Here is a 19,104-nt window from a genome sequence, read left to right as displayed (position 1 = left end):
GGCCCCGAACTCCCCGAACTGCCCGAAGTCCCCGAACTGCCCGAAGTCCCCGAACTGCCTGGACTCTCTCGAGTCGACCCCCAGCACCCACCGCGCCGCCTTTCCTCAGAGATACCGGAAGGCTCCGGAAACCCACGAGCGAATGTACCTTCGGTCGACGATCGATCGAAGGTACATTCGCCCGGTTGTGTTTGACGTGGTCGGACGTGCCGACTACAGGGCCGCCTTGTCGCGGGCCTTGGAACGCGAACGCTCACGGGCACGGTCGGTGGCCGACAGGTGCACCTTGCGCACCCGCACGACCTCCGGGGTGACCTCGACGCACTCGTCGCCGGCGCAGAACTCCATCGCGCCTTCGAGCTCCAGCTTGATCGGCTTGGCGAGGGTCTCCATCACGTCGGCGGAGGACTGACGCATGTTGGTCAGCTTCTTCTCGCGGGTGACGTTGATGTCGAGGTCTTCCTGGCGCGGGTTGATGCCCACGACCATGCCCTCGTAGGTGTCGGCGCCGGGCTCGACGAAGAACGTTCCGCGGTCGGCGAGCTGGATCATCGCGAACGGGGTGACCGAGCCGGTGCGGTCCGAGACGAGCGAGCCGGTGTGGCGGGCGCGGATCTCGCCTGCCCACGGTGCGTAGCCGTGGAAGACGGCGTTCGCGATACCGGTGCCGCGGGTCTCGGTGAGGAAGTCGGTGCGGAAACCGATCAGGCCGCGCGACGGGACGATGAACTCCATCCGGACCCAGCCCGCGCCGTGGTTGGCCATCTGCACCATCTTGCCCTTGCGGTTGGCGAGGAGCTGGGTGATGGCGCCGAGGTACTCCTCGGGGCTGTCGATGGTGAGCTCCTCGAAGGGCTCGTGCACCTTGCCGTCGACCTGACGGGTGACCACCTGCGGCTTGCCGACGGTCAGCTCGAAGCCTTCGCGGCGCATCTGCTCGACGAGGATGGCGAGCGCGAGCTCACCACGACCCTGGACCTCCCAGGCGTCGGGGCGACCGATGTCGAGAACCTTGAGCGAGACGTTGCCGACCAGTTCCTGGTCGAGGCGCGACTTCACCATGCGGGCCGTCAGCTTGTGTCCGCTGACCCGGCCGACGAGCGGCGAGGTGTTGGTGCCGATGGTCACCGAGATGGCGGGCTGGTCGACGGTGATCCGCGGCAGCGGCACCGGGTTCTCCAGGTCGGCGAGGGTGTCGCCGATCATGATGTCGGCGAAACCGGCGACCGCGACGATGTCACCGGCGACGGCCTTCTCGGCGGGCTGGCGCTCGACGCCCACGGTGGCGAGCAGTTCGGTGATCTTGGCTTTGGTGACGACGGGCTCGCCGTCGACCTCGCGGCACCAGGAGACCGTCTGCCCCTTGGCCAGCTCGCCGTTGTGGATGCGGACCAGCGCGAGACGTCCGAGGAACGCGGACGCGTCGAGGTTGGTGACGTGAGCCTGCAGCGGCGCGTCGACGTTGCCCTTGGGCGCGGGCACGTAGTTGAGGAGGACCTCGAACAGGGCGTCGAGGTTCTCGGCGTCCGGCGCGTGACCGTTCTCGGGCTGAACCTTGGACGCCTTGCCCTCACGGCCGGAGGCGTACAGAACGGGAAGGTCGAGGGCGAGCTCGGCGGCTTCTGCGGCCTCGTCGTCGAGGTCGGAGGCCAGGTCGAGCAGCAGGTCGTGGCTCTCGGAGACGACCTCTTCGATGCGGGCGTCGGGACGGTCGGTCTTGTTGACCACCAGGATGACGGGCAGTGACGCGGCGAGCGCCTTGCGCAGGACGAAGCGGGTCTGCGGCAGCGGGCCCTCGGAGGCGTCGACGAGCAGGACGACACCGTCGACCATGGACAGGCCGCGCTCGACCTCGCCGCCGAAGTCGGCGTGACCGGGGGTGTCGATGACGTTGATGACCGTGACACTGCCGTCGCCGTGGTGCTTGTGGACGGCGGTGTTCTTCGCGAGGATGGTGATGCCCTTCTCGCGTTCGAGGTCGCCGGAGTCCATCACGCGATCGACCAGTTCGGCGCGCTCCTCGAATGCCCCCGACTGACGCAACATGGCGTCGACGAGAGTGGTCTTGCCGTGGTCGACGTGTGCGACGATGGCAACGTTACGGAAGCTGGTGATGGTCACGCGGTGGCTCTCCTGGCTGAGTTGATTCGGCCACGCGAAAGTTCCCTCGCACGGCTTTCTGGCGGCCGCCTTGTCATCTCGATTCAGAATCCTCGTCGAGGCGATGGTAAATCGCCCAGTACAGGCATCGCGGCCACGTGAATACTACCCGCCCGAACGGCTACTTCGCGCATCGCCGGCTTCGCGGGGCATGCCCGACCAGCGTAAAGTGATCTGCGCCACGTCGAATTCGGCCCGTCTCGCGTGTGCGGAGGGGTCGAAAGCTGAGGGGACGCTAACCTGAGCGGAGCCGGCGGATACCGGCGTTCACCGGAGTAGGAAGGCCGAGCCGAGTATGGGCAAGGTGAAGGCCAGCAAGGTCTCGGGTCTCAAGCCGAAGAAGAAGTGCTGCCGCAGCAAGACGCGGTGCATCAAGTGCCCGGTCGTCATCATGCGCATGAAGAAGCTCGAGAACGAGGGCGCGTCCAAGAAGGACCTGAAGAAGGGGCTCAAGAAGGCCCGCGCGGCGTGAGGTCAGGCCCACCCGTTCAGGTGCAGCCGCAGGTCCGGCACCCATCCGCGGTCGTTGCCGACGAGGTCGATCTCGCCCAGTTCCCGCCCGTCCACCCATCGCAGTTCCGCGTGGTCGAGCGCGGCGGGTGTTCCTGACACCAGTTCGACGCGGTACGCGCGCAGCACCCGGCCGTCGGGCAGCGGCACGTCGTCACCGATCCGGTCGCCGCCTGACACCTCGACCCCGAGTTCCTCCCGCAGTTCGCGGCGCAGCGCGTCCTCGGGGCTCTCCCCCGCCTCCGCCTTGCCGCCGGGCAGCTCCCACAGTCCGGCGAGTTCCGGGGGCCGCGTCCGCTGTGCCAGCAACAGCCGGCCGTCGACGATGATCGCGGCCGCCACCACTTCACCGGTGTTCTCGACAGGTCTTGCACGTTCCTCGGGCACGGCACCATCATGAGGTATGGCCGAGTTGCTGTCAGACGGAGAGATCGACACCGCGCTCGCAGGACTGCCCGGGTGGCAGCGGGCGGGTGATTCCCTCGTCCGCACCGTGGAGTCGCCGAGTTTCCCCGAAGCGGTGGAGCTGGTCCGGAAGGTCGCGGAGGCGGCGGAGGCCGCGAACCACCATCCGGACATCGACATCAGGTGGCGCAAGGTCACCTACACGCTGTCGACGCATTCCGCGGGCGGTCTCACGCAGCTGGATCTGGATCTTGCTGCGCAGATCGACTCACTGGCGGGCTGATCTCGCCGACGGCCGCGGTGGCACGCTTCGTGCGTCGCCCGGCGTAGGCCACCCAGAGGTAGACACCGAACGCGCCGACGACGTCGACGGTGCCCAGCCACGCGAGTACCGCGGGCCGGGAGATCAGCCAGATCGAGTCCTGGAAGAAGCTGAGCACCCAGGGCACGCCGATGAGAGTGGTGACGAGCCAGTACCCGGCGAGGATCCGGGTGCCGAGCATCGAACCGTAGGGGCCGTGCAGCAACCAGATCAGCATCGGGATCACCCACACCCAGTGGTGCGACCACGAGATCGGTGAGACGAGCAACCCCAGCAGCTCGACAAGGATGAGGGTGCCGAGCCGATCGTCCCGGGCGATCGCCCGCCAGGCCAGGCCGGCGAGGACGACGGTGACCGCCACCGCCAGCAGCCAGAGGACGCCCGTCTCGACGTCGTACCCGAGCAGCCGCGACAACGCGCCGCGCAGCGACTGATTCCAGACCGAGCCGACCGGCCCGATGCGATCGGCGTCACCGAGCAGGTGGGTGAAGTACTCCCGCGCCTCCGAGCCGATCAGCAGGTAACTGACTCCGACGGTCGCGGCGAACGCGACCCCGGAGAAGACGGCGGCCTTCCAGCGGCGTTGCATCAGGAAATAGAGGCCGGTGATCGCCGGGGTCAGTTTGATCCCGGCGGCGAATCCGACGAGCGCACCGGACAGCCACCACCGGGAACTGCGGACCGCGGTCATCACGAGCAGGGCCAGGAAGACGTTGATCTGGCCGTAGTCCAGCGTGGTGCGCACCGGCTCCACCCACACCCCGACCGTGGTCCACAACACCGCGACCGCACGCCAGTGCGGGCTGCGCGCGGCATCGCCGAGCACGAGCCCCAGACTCATGCGCGCCAGCGCGTACAGGGCGAGGATGGTGAGCAGTTGCCAGCCGACCCCGACCAGCGGGAACGGCAGGTAGTGCAAGGGAAAGAAGACGAGCGCCGCGAACGGCGGGTAGGTGAACGGCAACGGAAAGTCCGGTGTCACTTCCGAATAGGTGAAGTCGTAGAGACTGCCACCGTGAAGCGCCTCGGAACCGTCGACGTAGACGTGCAGGTCGACGAGGTTCATCCCGTTGGGGCTCAACAGCGTCCACGCCATCCGCCCGAGCACCGACAGCACGAGAAGAACAGGCGCGCATCGCAACAGGGTGTGCAGGGCGGATGTTCCCCGGGTGGACGTGGGTGAACGCTCGGAAGTCGGGTCGTCGGAGGCTGCTCCGCCGTCGGACGCTGCATGGTCGGACACAGTGTGGCGCTCTCCCGTGAGGTGTGTAGATGTCTCAGCCGATCCCGAAACGGTCCCGCACAGCGTAGACGGCGCCGCCCGCTGCCTCCGAGGTGTCCGTAGCCGTGCGTAACAGTTGCATCACCAATCACACGAACCACACGTGCCACAAGCTATCGTCACCGGAGGATCACCGTCGGGGTCTGTATGCCATACACTCCCACCGGGGTGCCGCAGCTACCGGTGAACGAACTCGTGAGCTGTACAACCCGGGGGCGCTGTACATAGAGTGACCCCCCGAGCCGTCAGACGTGGATTGTTTTGTCGTCCACGCTGTTATGACTAAGGATGGGGAGACTGTGCTTCGAACCCGAGGTATGCGCAGAGCAGTAACTGCTCTCGCCGTTGCCGCAGCAGCCGCTATGGCAGTGCCGGCCCAGGCGATCGCGCAGCCGACGCCGCCGCCCGTGCCCGAAGGCATCCCCGTGGAGATGCTCGCGTCGTTCGCACCCGCCATCATCGGCGCAGCCGCTGGTACCGAAGACATCGCCGCAGGACCCCAGGACGCGATCCTGGACCAGGCCCGCAACCTTCTCGAGTCCCCCGGCATCCCGCCGGAACTCAAGTCCACCCTCGAACGCGTCATCACGTTCCTCGACGGCAGTGGCGGCGGCGGTCCCGAGATCCCGAAGGAGAACGCGCCCGTCATCGCGCAGTTCCTCTACCCGACCATCGGCAAGGGCTGCATCGGCGAGGGCGCCGACTCGGTCGGCACCGCGCTCGCGGTCCCCGGCCCGGCCCAGCTGCCCCCGCCCGGCCCCAAGGCAGGTCAGGCCGGTTTCGTGTTCACCGCCCTCGGAACCAGTTCCGTTGCCGCCGAACAGCCCGAACCGCTGACCGTGACGTGGATCAACCTGGACAACCAGCGGCGCGCCACTCAGAACCTCACCAACGAGGCCAAGATCAACCCCGACGGACCGGCAACCCTGTCGGCGATCGCGGACACCGGCCCGGGCCGCGTCCTCGCGGTCGTGTCGGGCGGACTGACGACCCAGAAGGAGGGCGCGGCGCCGATCACGTGCAGCTTCCTCCCCACCGTCGGCATGTTCCAGGTCGCGTAGCACTTCACAGCTGAACGAGCGAGGGGCCCTCCGGACTTTCCGGAGGGCCCCTCGCTCATGTCTGCGCCGCTTCACTGTTTGCCGACGGCGCCACCGTGGTAGACCGAGGAATGCCCTCGACGCATCACACAACGGACCACTCACTGCGATCGCGACACGCCCGGCGTTCCATCCTGTCGATCCGTTCGGAAGGATCGATCCTCTCGATCGGTTCCGCCTATTCGGTCCTGTCGATCGGGAGTGTCGGCTCGGTGCTCTCGATCGGGTCCGTCGGATCGGCAGGCTCTGCACTGAGCACCGCCTCGTTCGCCAGCCTCGGATCGGCGTTGTCGGGGCTGTCGCGGTGGTCTCTGCTGTCGTGGAAGGGCTGGCACGACGCGCCGCCCGAGCACCCTCACCTCACGGTCATCGCCGACGAACCGGACCTCGCCCGGGACGCGACCGCGCACGTCCAGTCCTGACGACGTCCGGTCAGGTCGTCCGGCCGACGCGCGGCCAGGAGTTGCCGTCGTACTTCTCGATCTCGCCGTTGAATTTGGTCAGCAGGCGGCGCAGCTCACCCCGGTCGTGGTCGCTCCACTCGGCGATGATGCGTTCGACACCGTTCCTGCCGAGCGCCCGGTCTGCGTGAAGCTGCTCGAGCCCCCGCGCAGTGGCCTCGACCTTGCGGGCCATTCCCCCGTCCGGGTCGGGGACCCGCTCGACGAGTCCGCGCTTCAGCAGCGCGCCGATCTGCCGGTTGATCGTCGAGATGTCGAGCCGGAACGCCTCGGCGAGCTGTTTCAGGCTGAGCGGATGTTCCAGTTCCAGGCGTCCGAGAAGCAAGTAGGCGGAACGGTCGAGTTGGAATCCCGCCCGCTGCGCGTGGGCGTGATAGCGCGACAGCAATGTCAATTCGTTCTCGACATCAGCCGCCACCTCGTCGCGATCGGACACCGACACCTCCCAGAGTTACCGTCATTCTGCCCGAGGCACGGTTACCTCGACCGGGACATCATTGTGCATCATACACATCATGTGTAGCGTGCACATTCCGGTACCGCGGGAGCCAATCAGGATCCGTTGACGAACAGCGCGGTGTAGAGAACCGACGCGACGGTGTACACGACATTGATCAGCAGATCCATGGCAGAACCTCCGGGTTCCAGAGTGAAACGAGTGACAACAGGTAATCGGAGTCGACTCGGGTGGCGTTTCAACGATCCCATCCACTGGAAAACACCCCACAACAGAACTGAAACGTGTTCTCATTCTTCGAGGCACGCAGACGCGGTGCCGGACGAGAGAAGGGGATGCACCATGCCGTGGAGTCGCGCCGAACTCGACGAGGCGTTCGCGCACTACCAGCGAACCGTCAGCCGCTGCGTCGAACTCGGAGACTGGGACGGATTCGCCGACCTCTTCACGGAGGACGCCACGTACGTCGAGCACGCGTTCGGGCACTTCGCCGGACGCGAGGCCATTCGCACCTGGGTCACGCGCACCATGTCGGCCTTCCCCGGAAGCCGGATGACCGAGTTCCCGGCGAACTGGTACGTGATCGACGAAGACCGCGGATGGGTGATCTGCGAGATCGACAACCCCATGGAGGATCCCGGCGACGGCTCGCGGCACGCCGCCGCCAACATCACGATCCTCCACTACGCCGGCGACAACCTGTGGTCGCGCGAAGAGGACGCGTACAACCCGATGAACTTTCTCGCCACCGCCAAGAAGTGGTGCCGCGCAGCGGAATCCGCAGGCAACCTACCAGAAGACGCGCGGCAGTGGCTCTCGAAGACGGGTGATCGACCGGCAGCCTGACCGGTCACCACTGCCCGTAGTCGGGTTTGAGAATGTCGTTGAGATCGATGCCCACGCCGTCGACGTTGCTCGCGTCGATCTCGTACTGATGCAGGTGCGCCGACGGGTGCACGTACCCCTCGGGCGTGCCCCAGTCGTGCTGCCAGTACCACGACCCGAGCCCGGCGAGTACCGCCAGATCCAGGGTCTTGGAGTTGGCGTAGATGCCGGTGTTGCCCTTGCCGACCACCGACTCCCACCCGGCGAGGTACGGGGCGATCATGGTGAGGAAATCTGCGGGCGAAGGATTGTCGTCGATAGACGCGTAGATGGGGCGGTCTTCGGGACCGCCTGCGGCGAGGTGCAATTCGAGCCCGCGCTCCGCGTGCCGTTTGCCCGCCTCGAGCCCGCCGCGCCAGTCGGCGGTCGGCCCCTTGCCGAACTGATAGCACGAGACGACGGACAGTCCGGCGTCGAGCAGTGCCTGCGCCTCGTCGGCGAGCATCGGCTTGCCTTCCATCCATTCGGCGCCGGGACGGCGATCCGACACGTAGCGGATGGCGCCGTCGTATCCGGCCTCGAGGATGGCGTCCGCCGAAGGCACGCCGCCCGCGTAGTCGATCAGGATGCCGAGGCTGTCCGCCTTCGCGACGGCGACAGAGGACGTGGTGGACGTGAGCGCCGCGATCCCGGCCACGGCGGATCCCGCTGCCGCGTACCGGAACAGGTCTCTCCGAGAAATCTGCACTGTCGCCCCCATATCCGATCGGTCGCGCTCCGGCGTGTCTCCGACATTCACTCTCGCTCAGTCGGTATGTTGTCCGGTTTGCATTCCACCACACTCACACGGGTCCCGCCAGCCACTTGGACTACATCCGTCACATCGAACACTCGCGACCCGCCGGCACCGCCGGGTCAGCGGAAGAACACCGCGGCCTGGTCCGCCAGTTCCAGCGCCCCCTGCGGCAGGATTCCGAGCACCACCGTCACCACCACTCCCACCGCGATGGCGGCGGCGGTGAACATGCTGGGCACCACGATCGTCGGGGCGTCGCTCTGCGGTTCCGAGAAGAACATCAGGACGATCACCCGGACGTAGAAGAACGCCGCGATCGCGCTGCTGACGACGCCGACGAGGACGAGCGGAACGGCACCGCCCTCGATGGCGGCCTGGAAGACCGCGAACTTGCTGACGAACCCACTCGTCAAGGGGATTCCGGCGAACGCGAGCAGGAACAGGGCGAAGACCCCGCCCACCAGAGGCGAACGCCGCCCCAGCCCCGCCCAGCGGGACAGGTCCGTCGCCTCGCCCCGGCTGTCCCGCACGAGTGTGACGACGGCGAACGCGCCAAGCGTGCTGAATCCGTAGGCCAGCAGATAGAACATGGTGGACGACAGACCCGCCCGGTTGGCCGCGACCAGACCGGTGAGGATGAATCCGGCGTGCGCGACCGAGGAGTACGCGAGCATCCGCTTGACGTCGTTCTGCGTGACCGCCATGACGGCACCGACCACCATGGTGAGGATGGCGACGCCCCACATCACCGGCCGCCAGTCCGCGCGGAGGTCGGGCAGCGCGACGTAGAAGATGCGCAGCATCGCCCCGACGGCCGCGACCTTGGTGGCCGCCGCCATGAACGCGGTGATCGGTGTCGGCGCACCCTGATAGACGTCGGGGATCCAGGAGTGGAACGGGACCGCGCCGATCTTGAACAGCAGTCCCACCGACAGGAGCGCGGTGCCGATCAGCGCCAGCGTCCGGTCCTCGGCGCCCTCGGCGAGCGCGTCGGCGATCCCCGGCAACGCGACGGTGCCCGCGTAGCCGTACAGCAAAGCCACCCCGAACAGGAAGAACGCCGACGAGAACGCCCCGAGCAGAAAGTATTTCATCGCGGCCTCCTGCGACAGGAGACGGCGGCGCCGCGCCAGCCCGCACAGCAGATACAGCGGCAGCGAGAGCACCTCGAGCGCCACGAACATGGTGAGGAGGTCGTTGGACGCCGGGAACAGGAGCATCCCGCCGACCGCGAACAGCGTGAGGGGAAAGACCTCGGTGTGCCCCGGGGCGTTCCTGGTGGCCTCCCGCTCGGCGACACTGCCGGGGACGGCGAACGCCTGCGGGGTGAAGGCGTCGGTTCCGCCTTCGGGCTCCGCCCCGCGGACGGCCGTGACCTCCGCGGTCGCAGCGCCGACCCCGCTGTCGACGCTCCGCTCGGCGATGATCAGGATCGCCGGGATCGAGATCAGCAGGATCGTGCCCTGGAGAAACAGCGTCGGACCGTCGACGGCCACCGCTCCCCCGACCACCGAGTCGCGGGTTCCGGCCAGCAGGACGACGGCCACGAATGCCGCGGTGAGTCCGCCGAGCGCGAGAACGAGATGGCTCGAATAGCGGCCGCGCCGGGGCAGGAACGCCTCCACGAGCACACCGGCCACAGCCACGCCGAACACGATCAACATCGGCGCCAGCTGGCCGTATTCGATGTCCGGCGCAGGCAACGGCGCGGACTGGGCGAGGACGAATTCGGAGGTACTCATCAGGGTGTGCCTCCCTCTGGGTCCTGCCCGGCGACGGTGGGGGCAGGATCGTGCTGACCGACGGTGACGAGGACGTGGCTCACCGCGGGGGTGATGACGTCCAGCACCGGCTTGGGGTAGACGCCGAGGACGAGCAGCAGGGCGATCAGCGGTGCCACGACCGCGATCTCACGGCGCACGAGATCGCGTACCGTTTCGTTGCCCTCCTTCAGCGGTCCCGTCATCATCCGCTGGTAGAGCCACAGCACGTAGATCGCCGCGAGGACGAGCGCGAGAGTCGCGACCACGGCAGCGATCTGGTACCGCGAGAACGTCCCGACCAGGACGAGGAACTCACTGATGAAGGGCGCCAGGCCCGGCAGCGACAGCGTGGCCAGCCCCGCCACGAGGAACGTGCCCGCCATCACCGGAGCGACCTTCTGCACGCCGCCGTAGTCGGCGATGAGGCGGGTGCCGCGCCGGGACACCAGGAACCCGGCGATCAGGAACAGCGCCGCGGTCGAGATGCCGTGGTTGACCATGTACAGCGTCGATCCGGCCTGCCCCTGGCTCGTCATCGCGAAAATGCCGAGGATGATGAACCCGAAGTGCGAGATCGACGTGTACGCGATCAGTCGCATCACGTCGGTCTGTCCGATGGCCAGCACCGCGCCGTAGATGATGCCGATCACCGCCAGCACCGTGACGAACGGCGCGAAGTACGCGGACGCGTCCGGGAACATCTGCAGGCAGAACCGCAGCATCCCGAACGTGCCGACCTTGTCGACGACGGCCATCATGAGCACCGCGCTGGCCGGGGTGGCCTCCACCGCCGCGCCCGGCAGCCACGTGTGGAACGGCCACAGCGGGGCCTTGACCGCGAAGGCGAACATGAACCCGAGGAACAGCGCCTTCAGCACACCGGGGTCGGCGTCCAGACCCTCCGCGACGATCACCCGGAAGTCGAAGGTGCCGCCGCCGAACGCGTCCTGGCGCGCCGTCACCACGTACAGCCCGATGACGGCCGCCAGCATGATCAGGCCGCCGAACAGGTTGTACAGCAGGAACTTCACCGCGGCATACGCCCTCCCCGCCCCGCCGAATCCTCCGATCAGGAAGTACATGGGGATGAGCATGGCCTCGAAGAAGATGTAGAAGAGCAGGACGTCGAGGGCGGTGAACGAGACGATCACCATCGCCTCGACCATCAGCGTCAGCGCCACGTACGTGTGCGCCATCCGCCGCCGGTCGTAGTCGGGAGCGGAGTCGCCGTCGTTCCACCCCGCCAGCAACAGCAGCGGCACCAGCACGGCGGTGAGGAGGACCAGGACGAGCGCGATGCCGTCGAGGCCCAGGATGTACCGGGTGCCGAAAGCCGGGATCCAGGCGTGCGATTCGACGAACTGGTACTGCTCGCCGGTCGGGTCGAACCGGATCGCCAGCACGACCGCCAGGCACAGGACCACCACGGACACACCGACCGCGACCGATTTCGCAAGCGCGCGCCTGTCGACGGGCAAGGCCAGGACCACACCGGCACCGACGAGTGGCAGCACCCACAGGACCGTCAGCCACGGGAAGCCGCTCACCACAGCCTCACCAGCATCGTGGCGACCAGAAGCGCCGCACCCGCGAACATGAACAGGGCGTACGACCGGACGAACCCGGTCTGCAGACGCCGCACCCGCACCGACGTTCCGCCGACGAGCGCGGCGAACCCGTTGACGGCGCCGTCGACGCCCCGGTCGTCGACGGTCACGAGCGTTCGCGTCAACTCCTGCCCGGGACGCATCAGTGCCGCCTCGTTGAACGCGTCGCCGTACAGGTCCCGCCGGGCCGCGACGGTGAGCGCGGTGACGTCCGTCGGCGCGACGTCGGGGATCGGCTGCCGGGCGTACTGCCGGTAGGCCACCGCGACTCCCGCGAGCACCACCACCAGCGTGAGTGCGGTGATCGCCCACACCGGGAGGGCGGGCTCGCCGTGGTGGGCGCCGACGACAGGTTCCAGCCAGTGCTGGAGGGAGGAGCCGACGGCGAGGAGGGCGCCGGCGGCGACCGAACCCACCGCGAGCAGGATCATCGGTACCGTCATCACCCCTGGCGATTCGTGTGGGTGGGAATTTGGTGCCCATCGGCGGCGTCCGAAGAAGGTCATCAGCATCACCCTGGTCATGTAGAAGGCGGTGAGTCCCGCGCCGAGCAGCGTGACCGTTCCGAGGACGACGCCCTGCACGCCCTCGGCGGCGAACGCCGCTTCGATGATCTTGTCCTTGGAGAAGAAGCCGGAGAACGGCGGAATCCCGATAATGGCCAGGTATCCCAGCCCGAACGTGACGAACGTGATGGGCATGACGGTGCGCAGACCGCCGTAGCGGCGCATGTTCACCTCGTCGTTCATGCCGTGCATCACCGAGCCCGCGCCGAGGAACAGGCCGGCCTTGAAGAAGCCGTGGGTGAGCAGCAGCATGATCGCGAACGCGTACCCGGCCGGTCCGAGTCCGGCGGCCAGCACCATGTACCCGATCTGGCTCATCGTCGACGCCGCCAGCGCCTTCTTGATGTCGTCCTTCGCGCAGCCGATGATCGCGCCGAACAGCAGGGTCACCGCGCCGACGATCACGACGCCGAGCTGGGCGTTCGGCGCCAGGTCGAAGATCGCGTTGGAGCGGACGATGAGGTACACACCCGCCGTGACCATGGTCGCGGCGTGGATGAGCGCGGACACCGGTGTCGGGCCCTCCATCGCGTCGCCGAGCCAGGACTGCAGCGGGACCTGCGCCGATTTGCCGCAGGCGGCGAGCAGCAGCGCGAGCCCGATCGCGGTGAGCACGCCCTCGCTCGCGGCGTCGGTACGCGTGAACACGTCGGCGAATTCGATCGAACCGAACGTCGAGAACATGATCATGATCGCGAGGATCAGCCCCATGTCGCCGACCCGGTTGACCACGAACGCCTTCTTCGCCGCGGCCGCCGCGGACGGCTTGTACTGCCAGAACCCGATCAGCAGGTACGACGCGAGACCGACGCCCTCCCACCCGACGTACAGTCCCAGGAAATTGTCGGCCAGCACCAGCAGCAGCATCGCCGCGAGGAACAGGTTGAGGTAGGCGAAGAACCGCCTGCGCTCCGGGTCGTGCGCCATGTAGCCGACCGAATAGATGTGGATCAGCGAGCCGACACCGGTGATCAGCAGCACGAAGCACACGGACAGCTGGTCGAGTTGCAGACCGAAGTCCACCTGGAGTTCGCCGACCGGCACCCAGCTGAACAGGATCTGGTGCACCACCCGGTCGGCGGCGTCCCGGCCCAGCATGTCGACGAAGAAGACGAGGCCGAGTGCGAACGAGGCCAGCGCCGTCACGCAGCCGAGGAGATGACCCCACGCATCGCTGCGCCTGCCCGCCAGCAGGAGCACGGCGGCGCCGAGGAGCGGCAGAACCGGCAGTAGCCACACCGCCGACGACAGCGTTCCGCTCATGCCGCACCGCCGATCGGGGTGTCGTCGGGCAAAGTCACCTTCTCGAGGATGTGCGTCATCGGGGACCCGTCAGTTCTTGAGGAGGTTGGCGTCGTCGACGGAAGCCGAACGGCGGGAACGGAAGATGGTCATGATGATCGCCAGACCGACGACCACCTCGGCGGCCGCGACGACCATCGTGAAGAACGCGAAGACCTGCCCGTCGAGGTTGCCGTGCATCCGGGCGAACGTCACGAACGCCAGATTCGAGGCGTTGAGCATCAGTTCGATGCACATGAACACGATGATCGCGTTGCGGCGGATCAGCACCCCGGCGGCACCGATCGTGAACAGCAGCGCCGACAGGTAGAGGTAGTTCTCGGGGTTCATCGCCCACCACCGTCTTCGGTCGCGGCGGGTTCGGGGGCCGCGACGTCCGCGGTGCCCAGTGCCCGGGCGGGCATGCTCGGCCGCCGGTCGAGCGACCGGCTGACGGAGAGGTCGGAGAACGTGCCGTCGGGCAGCAACGCCGGGATGTCGACGGCGTTGTGCCGCGCGTAAACCCCGGGACTGGGTAGCGGCGTGACCCGGGCGCCCTCGCGGACACGGTCCTGGGACAGCTCGCGCTGATCCTTCCGCCGCTCGAACCGTTCCCGGTGGGCAAGCACCATGGCACCGATGGTCGCGGTGATCAGCAGGGCGCCGGTCAGTTCGAAGGCCCACACATACCGGACGAAGACGAGTTCGGCCAGCCCCTGGACGTTGCCCGCCGCGTTGGCCTGGTCGAGACCGGTGAACGCGGAGACGGACGCACTTCCGAGGCCGCCGATCAGCAGGAGACCGAATCCCAGTCCCGCGGCGATCGCAGCCACCCGCTGACCGCGCAGGTTTTCGACGAGGGATTCGGAGGAATCGACGCCGATAAGCATGAGCACGAACAGGAACAGCATCATGACCGCTCCGGTGTAGACCACGATCTGCACGACGCCGAGGAACAGCGCGCCCTGGGCGATGTAGAACACGGCCAGGATGATCATGGTCGTGGCGAGGAAGATCGCCGAGTAGACGGCTTTCGTCGCGCTGACCACTCCGAGCGCGCCGACCACGGCCACGGTCGCGAGGACCCAGAACTGCACGCCCTCGCCGGTCGAGGTCTGGGTGAAGGGTTCCGCGACCAGTTGGACCGCGGACGGCATCGTGTTCACCACGTCGGCTCTCCTCCCTCGATCACGGCCTGTCCCCCGCCGTGTCGTCCGCCTCGGACTCGTCCTGCGACGCGGGCGCCGCTCCCCCGGTCACCGTGCCGCGGTAGTAGTCCTCGGCCGTGGTTCCCGGGGCCATCGGGTGCGGCGAATCGACCATGCCGGACTCGAGCGGGGCCAGCAGCCGATCCTTCTCGTAGATCAGCCCCGCCCGGTTGTCGTCGGCCATCTCGTATTCGTTGGTCATGGTCAGCGCCCGTGTCGGGCACGCCTCGATGCACAGCCCGCACCCGATGCAGCGCAGGTAGTTGATCTGGTACACCCGGCCGTACCGCTCGCCGGGCGAGAAGCGTTCCTCGTCGGTGTTGTCGGCGCCCTCGACGAAGATGGCGTCGGCGGGGCACGCCCAGGCGCACAGTTCGCACCCGATGCACTTCTCCAGGCCGTCCGCGTACCGGTTGAGCTGATGCCTGCCGTGATAGCGGGGCGCCGTCGGCGTCTTCTCCTCCGGGTAGAACTCGGTGTTCGATTTCTTGAACATCGTGGAGAAGGTCACGCCGAATCCCGCTATGGGGCCGAGGAATTTAGTCATCGCTGTTCTCCTGAGTCGATCCGGTGGAGGGCGCGCCGGTGACGGAGACGGGCGTGCGCCGGAACGCGGGCAGCGTCTGACCCGGCATCGGCGGAACCGGGTATCCACCGGCCATGGGGTCGAACGGTTCGAGTGTCTCCGGGGACAGTTCGGCGCGGTCGCGCGGCTCGACCGGTTTCTCTGGTGCGTGAACGCGGCCCGGACGCAGACGCTTCCACAGCAGCGCCACCACGACGAGGGCCACGACGAGGCCCGCGACGACGAGGGTGATCGTCCGGGCGTCGTAGCCGTCGTTGCGGAAGGCCCGGACGGTGGCGACGATCATGACCCACACCAGCGAGATCGGGATCAGGATCTTCCAGCCGAGACCCATGAACTGGTCGTACCGCAGCCGGGGCAGCGTGGCGCGCAACCAGACGAACACGAACAGGAAACCCCAGACCTTCAGCGTGAACCACAGCACCGGCCACCAACCGGAGTTCGCGCCGTCCCACAGACTGAGCGGGAACGGTGCGTGCCAGCCGCCGAGGAACAGGGTGGTGGCGAGCGCCGAGACGGTCACCATGTTCACGTACTCGGCGAGCATGAACATCGCGAAGCTCAGCGAGGAGTACTCGGTGTGGAACCCGCCGACCAGTTCGCCTTCGGCCTCGGGCAGGTCGAAGGGCGCCCGGTTGGTCTCACCCACCATCGAGGTGACGTAGATGAGGAACGACGGCAGCAGCAGGAAGATGTACCAGGTGTGCTCCTGGGAGGCGACGATGCCCGACGTGGACATCGTTCCTGCGTCCAGGAAGACGGCCGCGAACGACAACGCCATCGCGATTTCGTACGAGATCACCTGCGCCGTCGAGCGCAGACCTCCCAGCAGCGGGTACGTGGAGCCGGACGCCCAGCCGGCGAGCACGATGCCGTAGACGCCGATCGACGTGGCTGCGAGGACGTAGAGCACGGCCACCGGCAGGTCCGTCAGCTGTAATGGCGTGTAGTGCCCGAAGATCGACACCGCAGGGCCGAACGGGATCACCGCGAACGCCATGAACGCGGGCACCGCGGCGATGATCGGCGCGAGGATGTAGATCGGCTTGTCCACACCCTTCGGGACGATCCCCTCCTTCAAGGCGAGCTTGATGCCGTCTGCGAGGCTCTGCAGCATGCCCCGCGGGCCCACCCGGTTCGGGCCGACGCGCATCTGCATCCAGGCCATGACCTTGCGTTCGGCCAGAATCGTCAGAAGCGGGGTGAGGACGAGGAACACGAAGACGGCCAGCGCCTTGCCCAGAACCAGCCACCACGGGTCGTGCCCGAACAGTGCCGGGTCGGGGTAGACGGCCGCGATCGTCACAGCGCACCTCCCGGGGCGATCCCGTTGGTGGTTGCGGCGCGGCGTACGTTCACGACGGTTCCCGCCCCGGCGGCCAGTTGGCGGTAGACCGCGGAGCCGGGCGAGTTGAGCGGCAGCCACACCACCCGATCCGGCATGTCGGTGATCACCAACGGCAACGTCACCTCGCCTCGTTCCGTCGCGACGGTGACCGGATCTCCGTCACCGGCACCCGTCTCGGCCGCCGACGCCGCGGACATCCGCACGACCGGGGTGCGCGCCGTGCCCGCCAAGTGCGGTTCCCCGTCCTGCAACCGCCCCGAGTCGAGCAGCATCCGCCACGTGGCGAGCACCGCCTCCCCCGCCCCGGGGTCCCGCCGTGGGGACTGCGGGACGTCGGGCGGATCCGGGAAGTCACCGTCCCAGGCGCCGAGCCGTTCGAGTTCCCGCCGTGCGGTCGCCGCGTCGGGAAGACCCAGCGGGACACCCATTTCGCCGGCGATCGCGTGGAGCACACGCTGATCGGGCATCGCCCCGGTGCCGCGGAGTGCGGCGTCGAAATCCCGGGTGCGGCCCTCCCAGTCGACGAAGGTGCCCGGCTTCTCCATGACCGGTGCGATGGGGAACACCACGTCCGCGCGGTCGGTGATCGCACTGTGGCGCAGTTCCAGACTCACGACGAAGCCGGCCGCGTCGACGGCCGCCGTCGCGGCCTGCGGGTCGGGGAGGTCGTCGATCTCCACACCGCCGATCACCAGCGCCCCCAGCGTCCCCGATTCGGCGGCGGCGAGGATGCTCGCGGTGTCGCGGCCCGCGGTGTCCGGTAGATCCGCGGCATTCCACACCGACGCGACCTGCCGACGGGCCTCGGGATCGCCCACCGGCCTGCCACCCGGGAGCAGTCCGGGCAGCGCGCCCGCCTCGAGTGCGCCGCGTTCACCGGCGCGTCGCGGCACCCAGGCCAGCCGGGCACCGGTGGCGTCGGCCAGCCGGACCGCGGCGGACAGTGCCCCCGGCACCGCGGCGAGCCGCTCCCCCACCACGACGACCGCACCCGGTCGGCGAAGCAACTCGGTGACCCCCGGGTCCGCATCACCCGTGCGGAGTCCGTCGAGGACCTCCGGTTCCGCATTCGGCGCGGCCCGCAGCAGTCTGCCGGACACCTTCTCGAGGCCGCGGGACGTGTACGGGGCGATCGAGTACACCGGAACGGCCTTCGTGCGCGCCGCCTTGCGCAGGCGGAGGAACACGATCGGCGACTCCTCCTCCGGCTCGAACCCGGCGAGGAGAACGATCGGCGCGGCGTCGAGATCGTCGTAGGTGACCGCGAGTCGCTGCCCCGCCACCCGGGCCGCCAGGAAGTCGGCCTCCTCACCGGAGTGTGCGCGACTGCGGAAGTCGATGTCGTTGGTGCCGAGCGCCGTTCGCGCGAATTTCGCGTAGGCGTAGGCGTCCTCCCACGTGGACCGACCACCGACGAGAACACCCGCACTGCCCCGCGCCGCGGTCAGTCCCCGCGCAGCGACGGCCAGGGCCTCCGACCAGGAGGCGGGCGCCAGCGTGCCGTCGCCGCCGCGGACCAGCGGGGTGGTGATCCGGTCGGCCTGGGTGGCGTAGGCGAACGCCCACCGCCCCTTGTCGCAATTCCATTCCTCGTTGACCTCGGGGTCGTCGCCCGCCAGCCGCCGCAACACCGTGCCCCGCCGATGATCGGTGCGCTGGGCGCAACCGCTCGCACAGTGCTCGCACACACTGGGGCTGGAGATCAGATCGAACGGGCGGGCCCGGAACCGGTACGCGGTACCCGTCAGCGCGCCCACCGGGCAGATCTGGACGGTGTTGCCGGAGAAGTACGACTCGAACGGTTCCTTCGCGTAGATCCCGACCTGCTGCAGCGCACCCCGCTCCATCAGCTCGACGAACGGATCCCCCGCAACCTGCTGGGAGAACCGGGTGCACCGCGCGCACAGCACACACCGCTCCCGGTCCAGAAGGACCTCTGTGGACAGCGGAATCGGCTTGGGGAACGTGCGCTTGATCTCCCCGAAACGCGACTCCGCGCGCCCGTTGGACATCGCCTGATTCTGCAACGGGCACTCGCCGCCCTTGTCGCACACCGGGCAGTCCAGCGGATGATTGATCAGCAGCAACTCCATCACCCCCTTCTGCGCCTTGTCGGCGACCGGCGACGTGAGCTGGGTGTGGACAACCATGCCGTCGGTGACGGTCGTGGTGCAGGAGGCGAGCGGCTTACGCTGCCCCTCCACGTCGACGAGGCACTGACGGCAGGCGCCGACCGGATCGAGCAACGGGTGGTCGCAGAACCGCGGGATCTGAATACCGATCATCTCCGCGGCACGAATCACCAACGTGCCCTTGGGAACACTCACCTCCACCCCGTCGATGACAAGACTGACCTCAGGGCTCGCTCCGCTCGCGGGCACCGGGGCTTTCACGCCCGCCCTTCCCTCGTCACTCATTCGCTGCGCT

The 19,104-nt window shown here is 67.9% G+C and carries 18 protein-coding genes; 5 read left to right on the top strand and 13 right to left on the bottom strand.

Annotation, left to right across the window (positions count from 1 at the left end):
• Positions 1-213: 213 nt before the first annotated feature.
• Entirely contained in the window at positions 214-2,121 is a 1,908-nt protein-coding gene (gene typA, locus JWS14_RS32410) for a translational GTPase TypA (RefSeq protein WP_206015110.1), read from the bottom strand.
• A gap of 343 nt (positions 2,122-2,464) precedes the next feature.
• Between typA and JWS14_RS32405 the strand changes: the two genes are divergently transcribed.
• Entirely contained in the window at positions 2,465-2,632 is a 168-nt protein-coding gene (locus JWS14_RS32405) for a hypothetical protein (protein WP_167372117.1), read from the top strand.
• A gap of 2 nt (positions 2,633-2,634) precedes the next feature.
• Here the strand turns inward: JWS14_RS32405 and JWS14_RS32400 are convergent, their stop codons facing one another.
• Positions 2,635-3,015 (bottom strand): (deoxy)nucleoside triphosphate pyrophosphohydrolase, encoded by a 381-nt coding sequence (locus JWS14_RS32400; RefSeq protein WP_072940528.1) that lies wholly within the window; start codon positions 3,013-3,015, stop codon positions 2,635-2,637.
• Between the two features lie 58 nt (positions 3,016-3,073).
• Here JWS14_RS32400 and JWS14_RS32395 point away from each other — a divergent pair, with 58 nt between their 5' ends.
• Positions 3,074-3,358 carry a 4a-hydroxytetrahydrobiopterin dehydratase gene (locus JWS14_RS32395; RefSeq protein ID WP_015889728.1) on the top strand — a complete coding sequence of 95 codons (285 nt, stop codon included), beginning with the start codon at positions 3,074-3,076 and terminating at the stop codon, positions 3,356-3,358.
• On the opposite strand, the gene JWS14_RS32390 is transcribed toward JWS14_RS32395, so the two are convergent.
• Positions 3,306-4,640 (bottom strand): mannosyltransferase, encoded by a 1,335-nt coding sequence (locus JWS14_RS32390; RefSeq protein WP_072940531.1) that lies wholly within the window; start codon positions 4,638-4,640, stop codon positions 3,306-3,308. The genes JWS14_RS32395 and JWS14_RS32390 overlap by 53 nt on opposite strands.
• A 356-nt stretch (positions 4,641-4,996) precedes the next feature.
• Here JWS14_RS32390 and JWS14_RS32385 point away from each other — a divergent pair, with 356 nt between their 5' ends.
• Positions 4,997-5,740, top strand: a complete 744-nt coding sequence (locus tag JWS14_RS32385; protein ID WP_072940533.1) for an Rv1157c family protein — start codon at positions 4,997-4,999, stop codon at positions 5,738-5,740.
• 110 nt (positions 5,741-5,850) lie between these two features.
• Entirely contained in the window at positions 5,851-6,201 is a 351-nt protein-coding gene (locus JWS14_RS32380) for a hypothetical protein (RefSeq protein WP_072940536.1), read from the top strand.
• A gap of 10 nt (positions 6,202-6,211) precedes the next feature.
• On the opposite strand, the gene JWS14_RS32375 is transcribed toward JWS14_RS32380, so the two are convergent.
• The gene (locus tag JWS14_RS32375) at positions 6,212-6,682 is read right to left on the bottom strand and encodes a MarR family winged helix-turn-helix transcriptional regulator (protein WP_206015109.1); all 471 of its coding nucleotides are present in this window, start codon (positions 6,680-6,682) and stop codon (positions 6,212-6,214) included.
• A gap of 357 nt (positions 6,683-7,039) precedes the next feature.
• Here JWS14_RS32375 and JWS14_RS32370 point away from each other — a divergent pair, with 357 nt between their 5' ends.
• Positions 7,040-7,543, top strand: a complete 504-nt coding sequence (locus JWS14_RS32370) for a nuclear transport factor 2 family protein (protein WP_072940541.1) — start codon at positions 7,040-7,042, stop codon at positions 7,541-7,543.
• 4 nt (positions 7,544-7,547) lie between these two features.
• On the opposite strand, the gene JWS14_RS32365 is transcribed toward JWS14_RS32370, so the two are convergent.
• The 9 genes from JWS14_RS32365 to JWS14_RS32325 all read right to left on the bottom strand — a co-directional run bounded on the left by JWS14_RS32365 (position 7,548) and on the right by JWS14_RS32325 (position 19,094).
• Positions 7,548-8,282: a DUF1906 domain-containing protein gene (locus tag JWS14_RS32365; RefSeq protein WP_072940544.1), complete on the bottom strand. Its 735-nt coding sequence runs from the start codon at positions 8,280-8,282 to the stop codon at positions 7,548-7,550.
• A 155-nt stretch (positions 8,283-8,437) separates the two neighbouring features.
• Positions 8,438-10,060: an NADH-quinone oxidoreductase subunit NuoN gene (gene nuoN / locus JWS14_RS32360; RefSeq protein WP_072940547.1), complete on the bottom strand. Its 1,623-nt coding sequence runs from the start codon at positions 10,058-10,060 to the stop codon at positions 8,438-8,440.
• On the bottom strand, positions 10,060-11,628 hold the full coding sequence (locus tag JWS14_RS32355; protein ID WP_179377540.1) for an NADH-quinone oxidoreductase subunit M: 1,569 nt from the start codon (positions 11,626-11,628) through the stop codon (positions 10,060-10,062). Before JWS14_RS32355 ends, nuoN begins: the two co-directional genes overlap by 1 nt.
• The gene (gene nuoL, locus JWS14_RS32350) at positions 11,625-13,517 is read right to left on the bottom strand and encodes an NADH-quinone oxidoreductase subunit L (protein ID WP_206015108.1); all 1,893 of its coding nucleotides are present in this window, start codon (positions 13,515-13,517) and stop codon (positions 11,625-11,627) included. Before nuoL ends, JWS14_RS32355 begins: the two co-directional genes overlap by 4 nt.
• A gap of 69 nt (positions 13,518-13,586) precedes the next feature.
• A complete protein-coding gene (gene nuoK / locus JWS14_RS32345) occupies positions 13,587-13,886 on the bottom strand; it encodes an NADH-quinone oxidoreductase subunit NuoK (protein ID WP_005239116.1) in 300 nt (99 codons plus the stop codon).
• On the bottom strand, positions 13,883-14,692 hold the full coding sequence (locus tag JWS14_RS32340) for an NADH-quinone oxidoreductase subunit J (protein ID WP_167372241.1): 810 nt from the start codon (positions 14,690-14,692) through the stop codon (positions 13,883-13,885). The genes nuoK and JWS14_RS32340 overlap by 4 nt, the downstream gene beginning before the upstream one ends.
• A 31-nt stretch (positions 14,693-14,723) precedes the next feature.
• The gene (gene nuoI / locus JWS14_RS32335; RefSeq protein WP_072940556.1) at positions 14,724-15,290 is read right to left on the bottom strand and encodes an NADH-quinone oxidoreductase subunit NuoI; all 567 of its coding nucleotides are present in this window, start codon (positions 15,288-15,290) and stop codon (positions 14,724-14,726) included.
• Positions 15,283-16,635, bottom strand: a complete 1,353-nt coding sequence (gene nuoH / locus JWS14_RS32330) for an NADH-quinone oxidoreductase subunit NuoH (protein ID WP_206015107.1) — start codon at positions 16,633-16,635, stop codon at positions 15,283-15,285. The genes nuoI and nuoH overlap by 8 nt, the downstream gene beginning before the upstream one ends.
• The gene (locus tag JWS14_RS32325; protein WP_206015106.1) at positions 16,632-19,094 is read right to left on the bottom strand and encodes an NADH-quinone oxidoreductase subunit G; all 2,463 of its coding nucleotides are present in this window, start codon (positions 19,092-19,094) and stop codon (positions 16,632-16,634) included. Before JWS14_RS32325 ends, nuoH begins: the two co-directional genes overlap by 4 nt.
• Positions 19,095-19,104 lie beyond the last annotated feature (10 nt).

This window comes from Rhodococcus koreensis, assembly GCF_017068375.1.
In the GTDB taxonomy this organism is placed as follows: domain Bacteria; phylum Actinomycetota; class Actinomycetes; order Mycobacteriales; family Mycobacteriaceae; genus Rhodococcus_F; species Rhodococcus_F koreensis.
This window is presented reverse-complemented; position numbering and strand designations above follow the sequence as displayed.

Excerpts from the sequence above, each read along its gene's own strand:
- JWS14_RS32385 (WP_072940533.1), top strand. The coding sequence starts at position 4,997 with ATGCGCAGAGCAGTAACTGCTCTCGCCGTTGCCGCAGCAGCCGCTATG.
- JWS14_RS32370 (WP_072940541.1), top strand. The coding sequence starts at position 7,040 with ATGCCGTGGAGTCGCGCCGAACTCGACGAGGCGTTCGCGCACTACCAG.
- JWS14_RS32395 (WP_015889728.1), top strand. The coding sequence starts at position 3,074 with ATGGCCGAGTTGCTGTCAGACGGAGAGATCGACACCGCGCTCGCAGGA.
- JWS14_RS32380 (WP_072940536.1), top strand. The coding sequence starts at position 5,851 with ATGCCCTCGACGCATCACACAACGGACCACTCACTGCGATCGCGACAC.
- JWS14_RS32340 (WP_167372241.1), bottom strand. The coding sequence starts at position 14,692 with ATGCCGTCCGCGGTCCAACTGGTCGCGGAACCCTTCACCCAGACCTCG.
- nuoK (WP_005239116.1), bottom strand. The coding sequence starts at position 13,886 with ATGAACCCCGAGAACTACCTCTACCTGTCGGCGCTGCTGTTCACGATC.
- nuoL (WP_206015108.1), bottom strand. The coding sequence starts at position 13,517 with ATGAGCGGAACGCTGTCGTCGGCGGTGTGGCTACTGCCGGTTCTGCCG.
- JWS14_RS32365 (WP_072940544.1), bottom strand. The coding sequence starts at position 8,282 with ATGGGGGCGACAGTGCAGATTTCTCGGAGAGACCTGTTCCGGTACGCG.
- JWS14_RS32325 (WP_206015106.1), bottom strand. The coding sequence starts at position 19,094 with ATGAGTGACGAGGGAAGGGCGGGCGTGAAAGCCCCGGTGCCCGCGAGC.
- nuoN (WP_072940547.1), bottom strand. The coding sequence starts at position 10,060 with ATGAGTACCTCCGAATTCGTCCTCGCCCAGTCCGCGCCGTTGCCTGCG.
- nuoI (WP_072940556.1), bottom strand. The coding sequence starts at position 15,290 with ATGACTAAATTCCTCGGCCCCATAGCGGGATTCGGCGTGACCTTCTCC.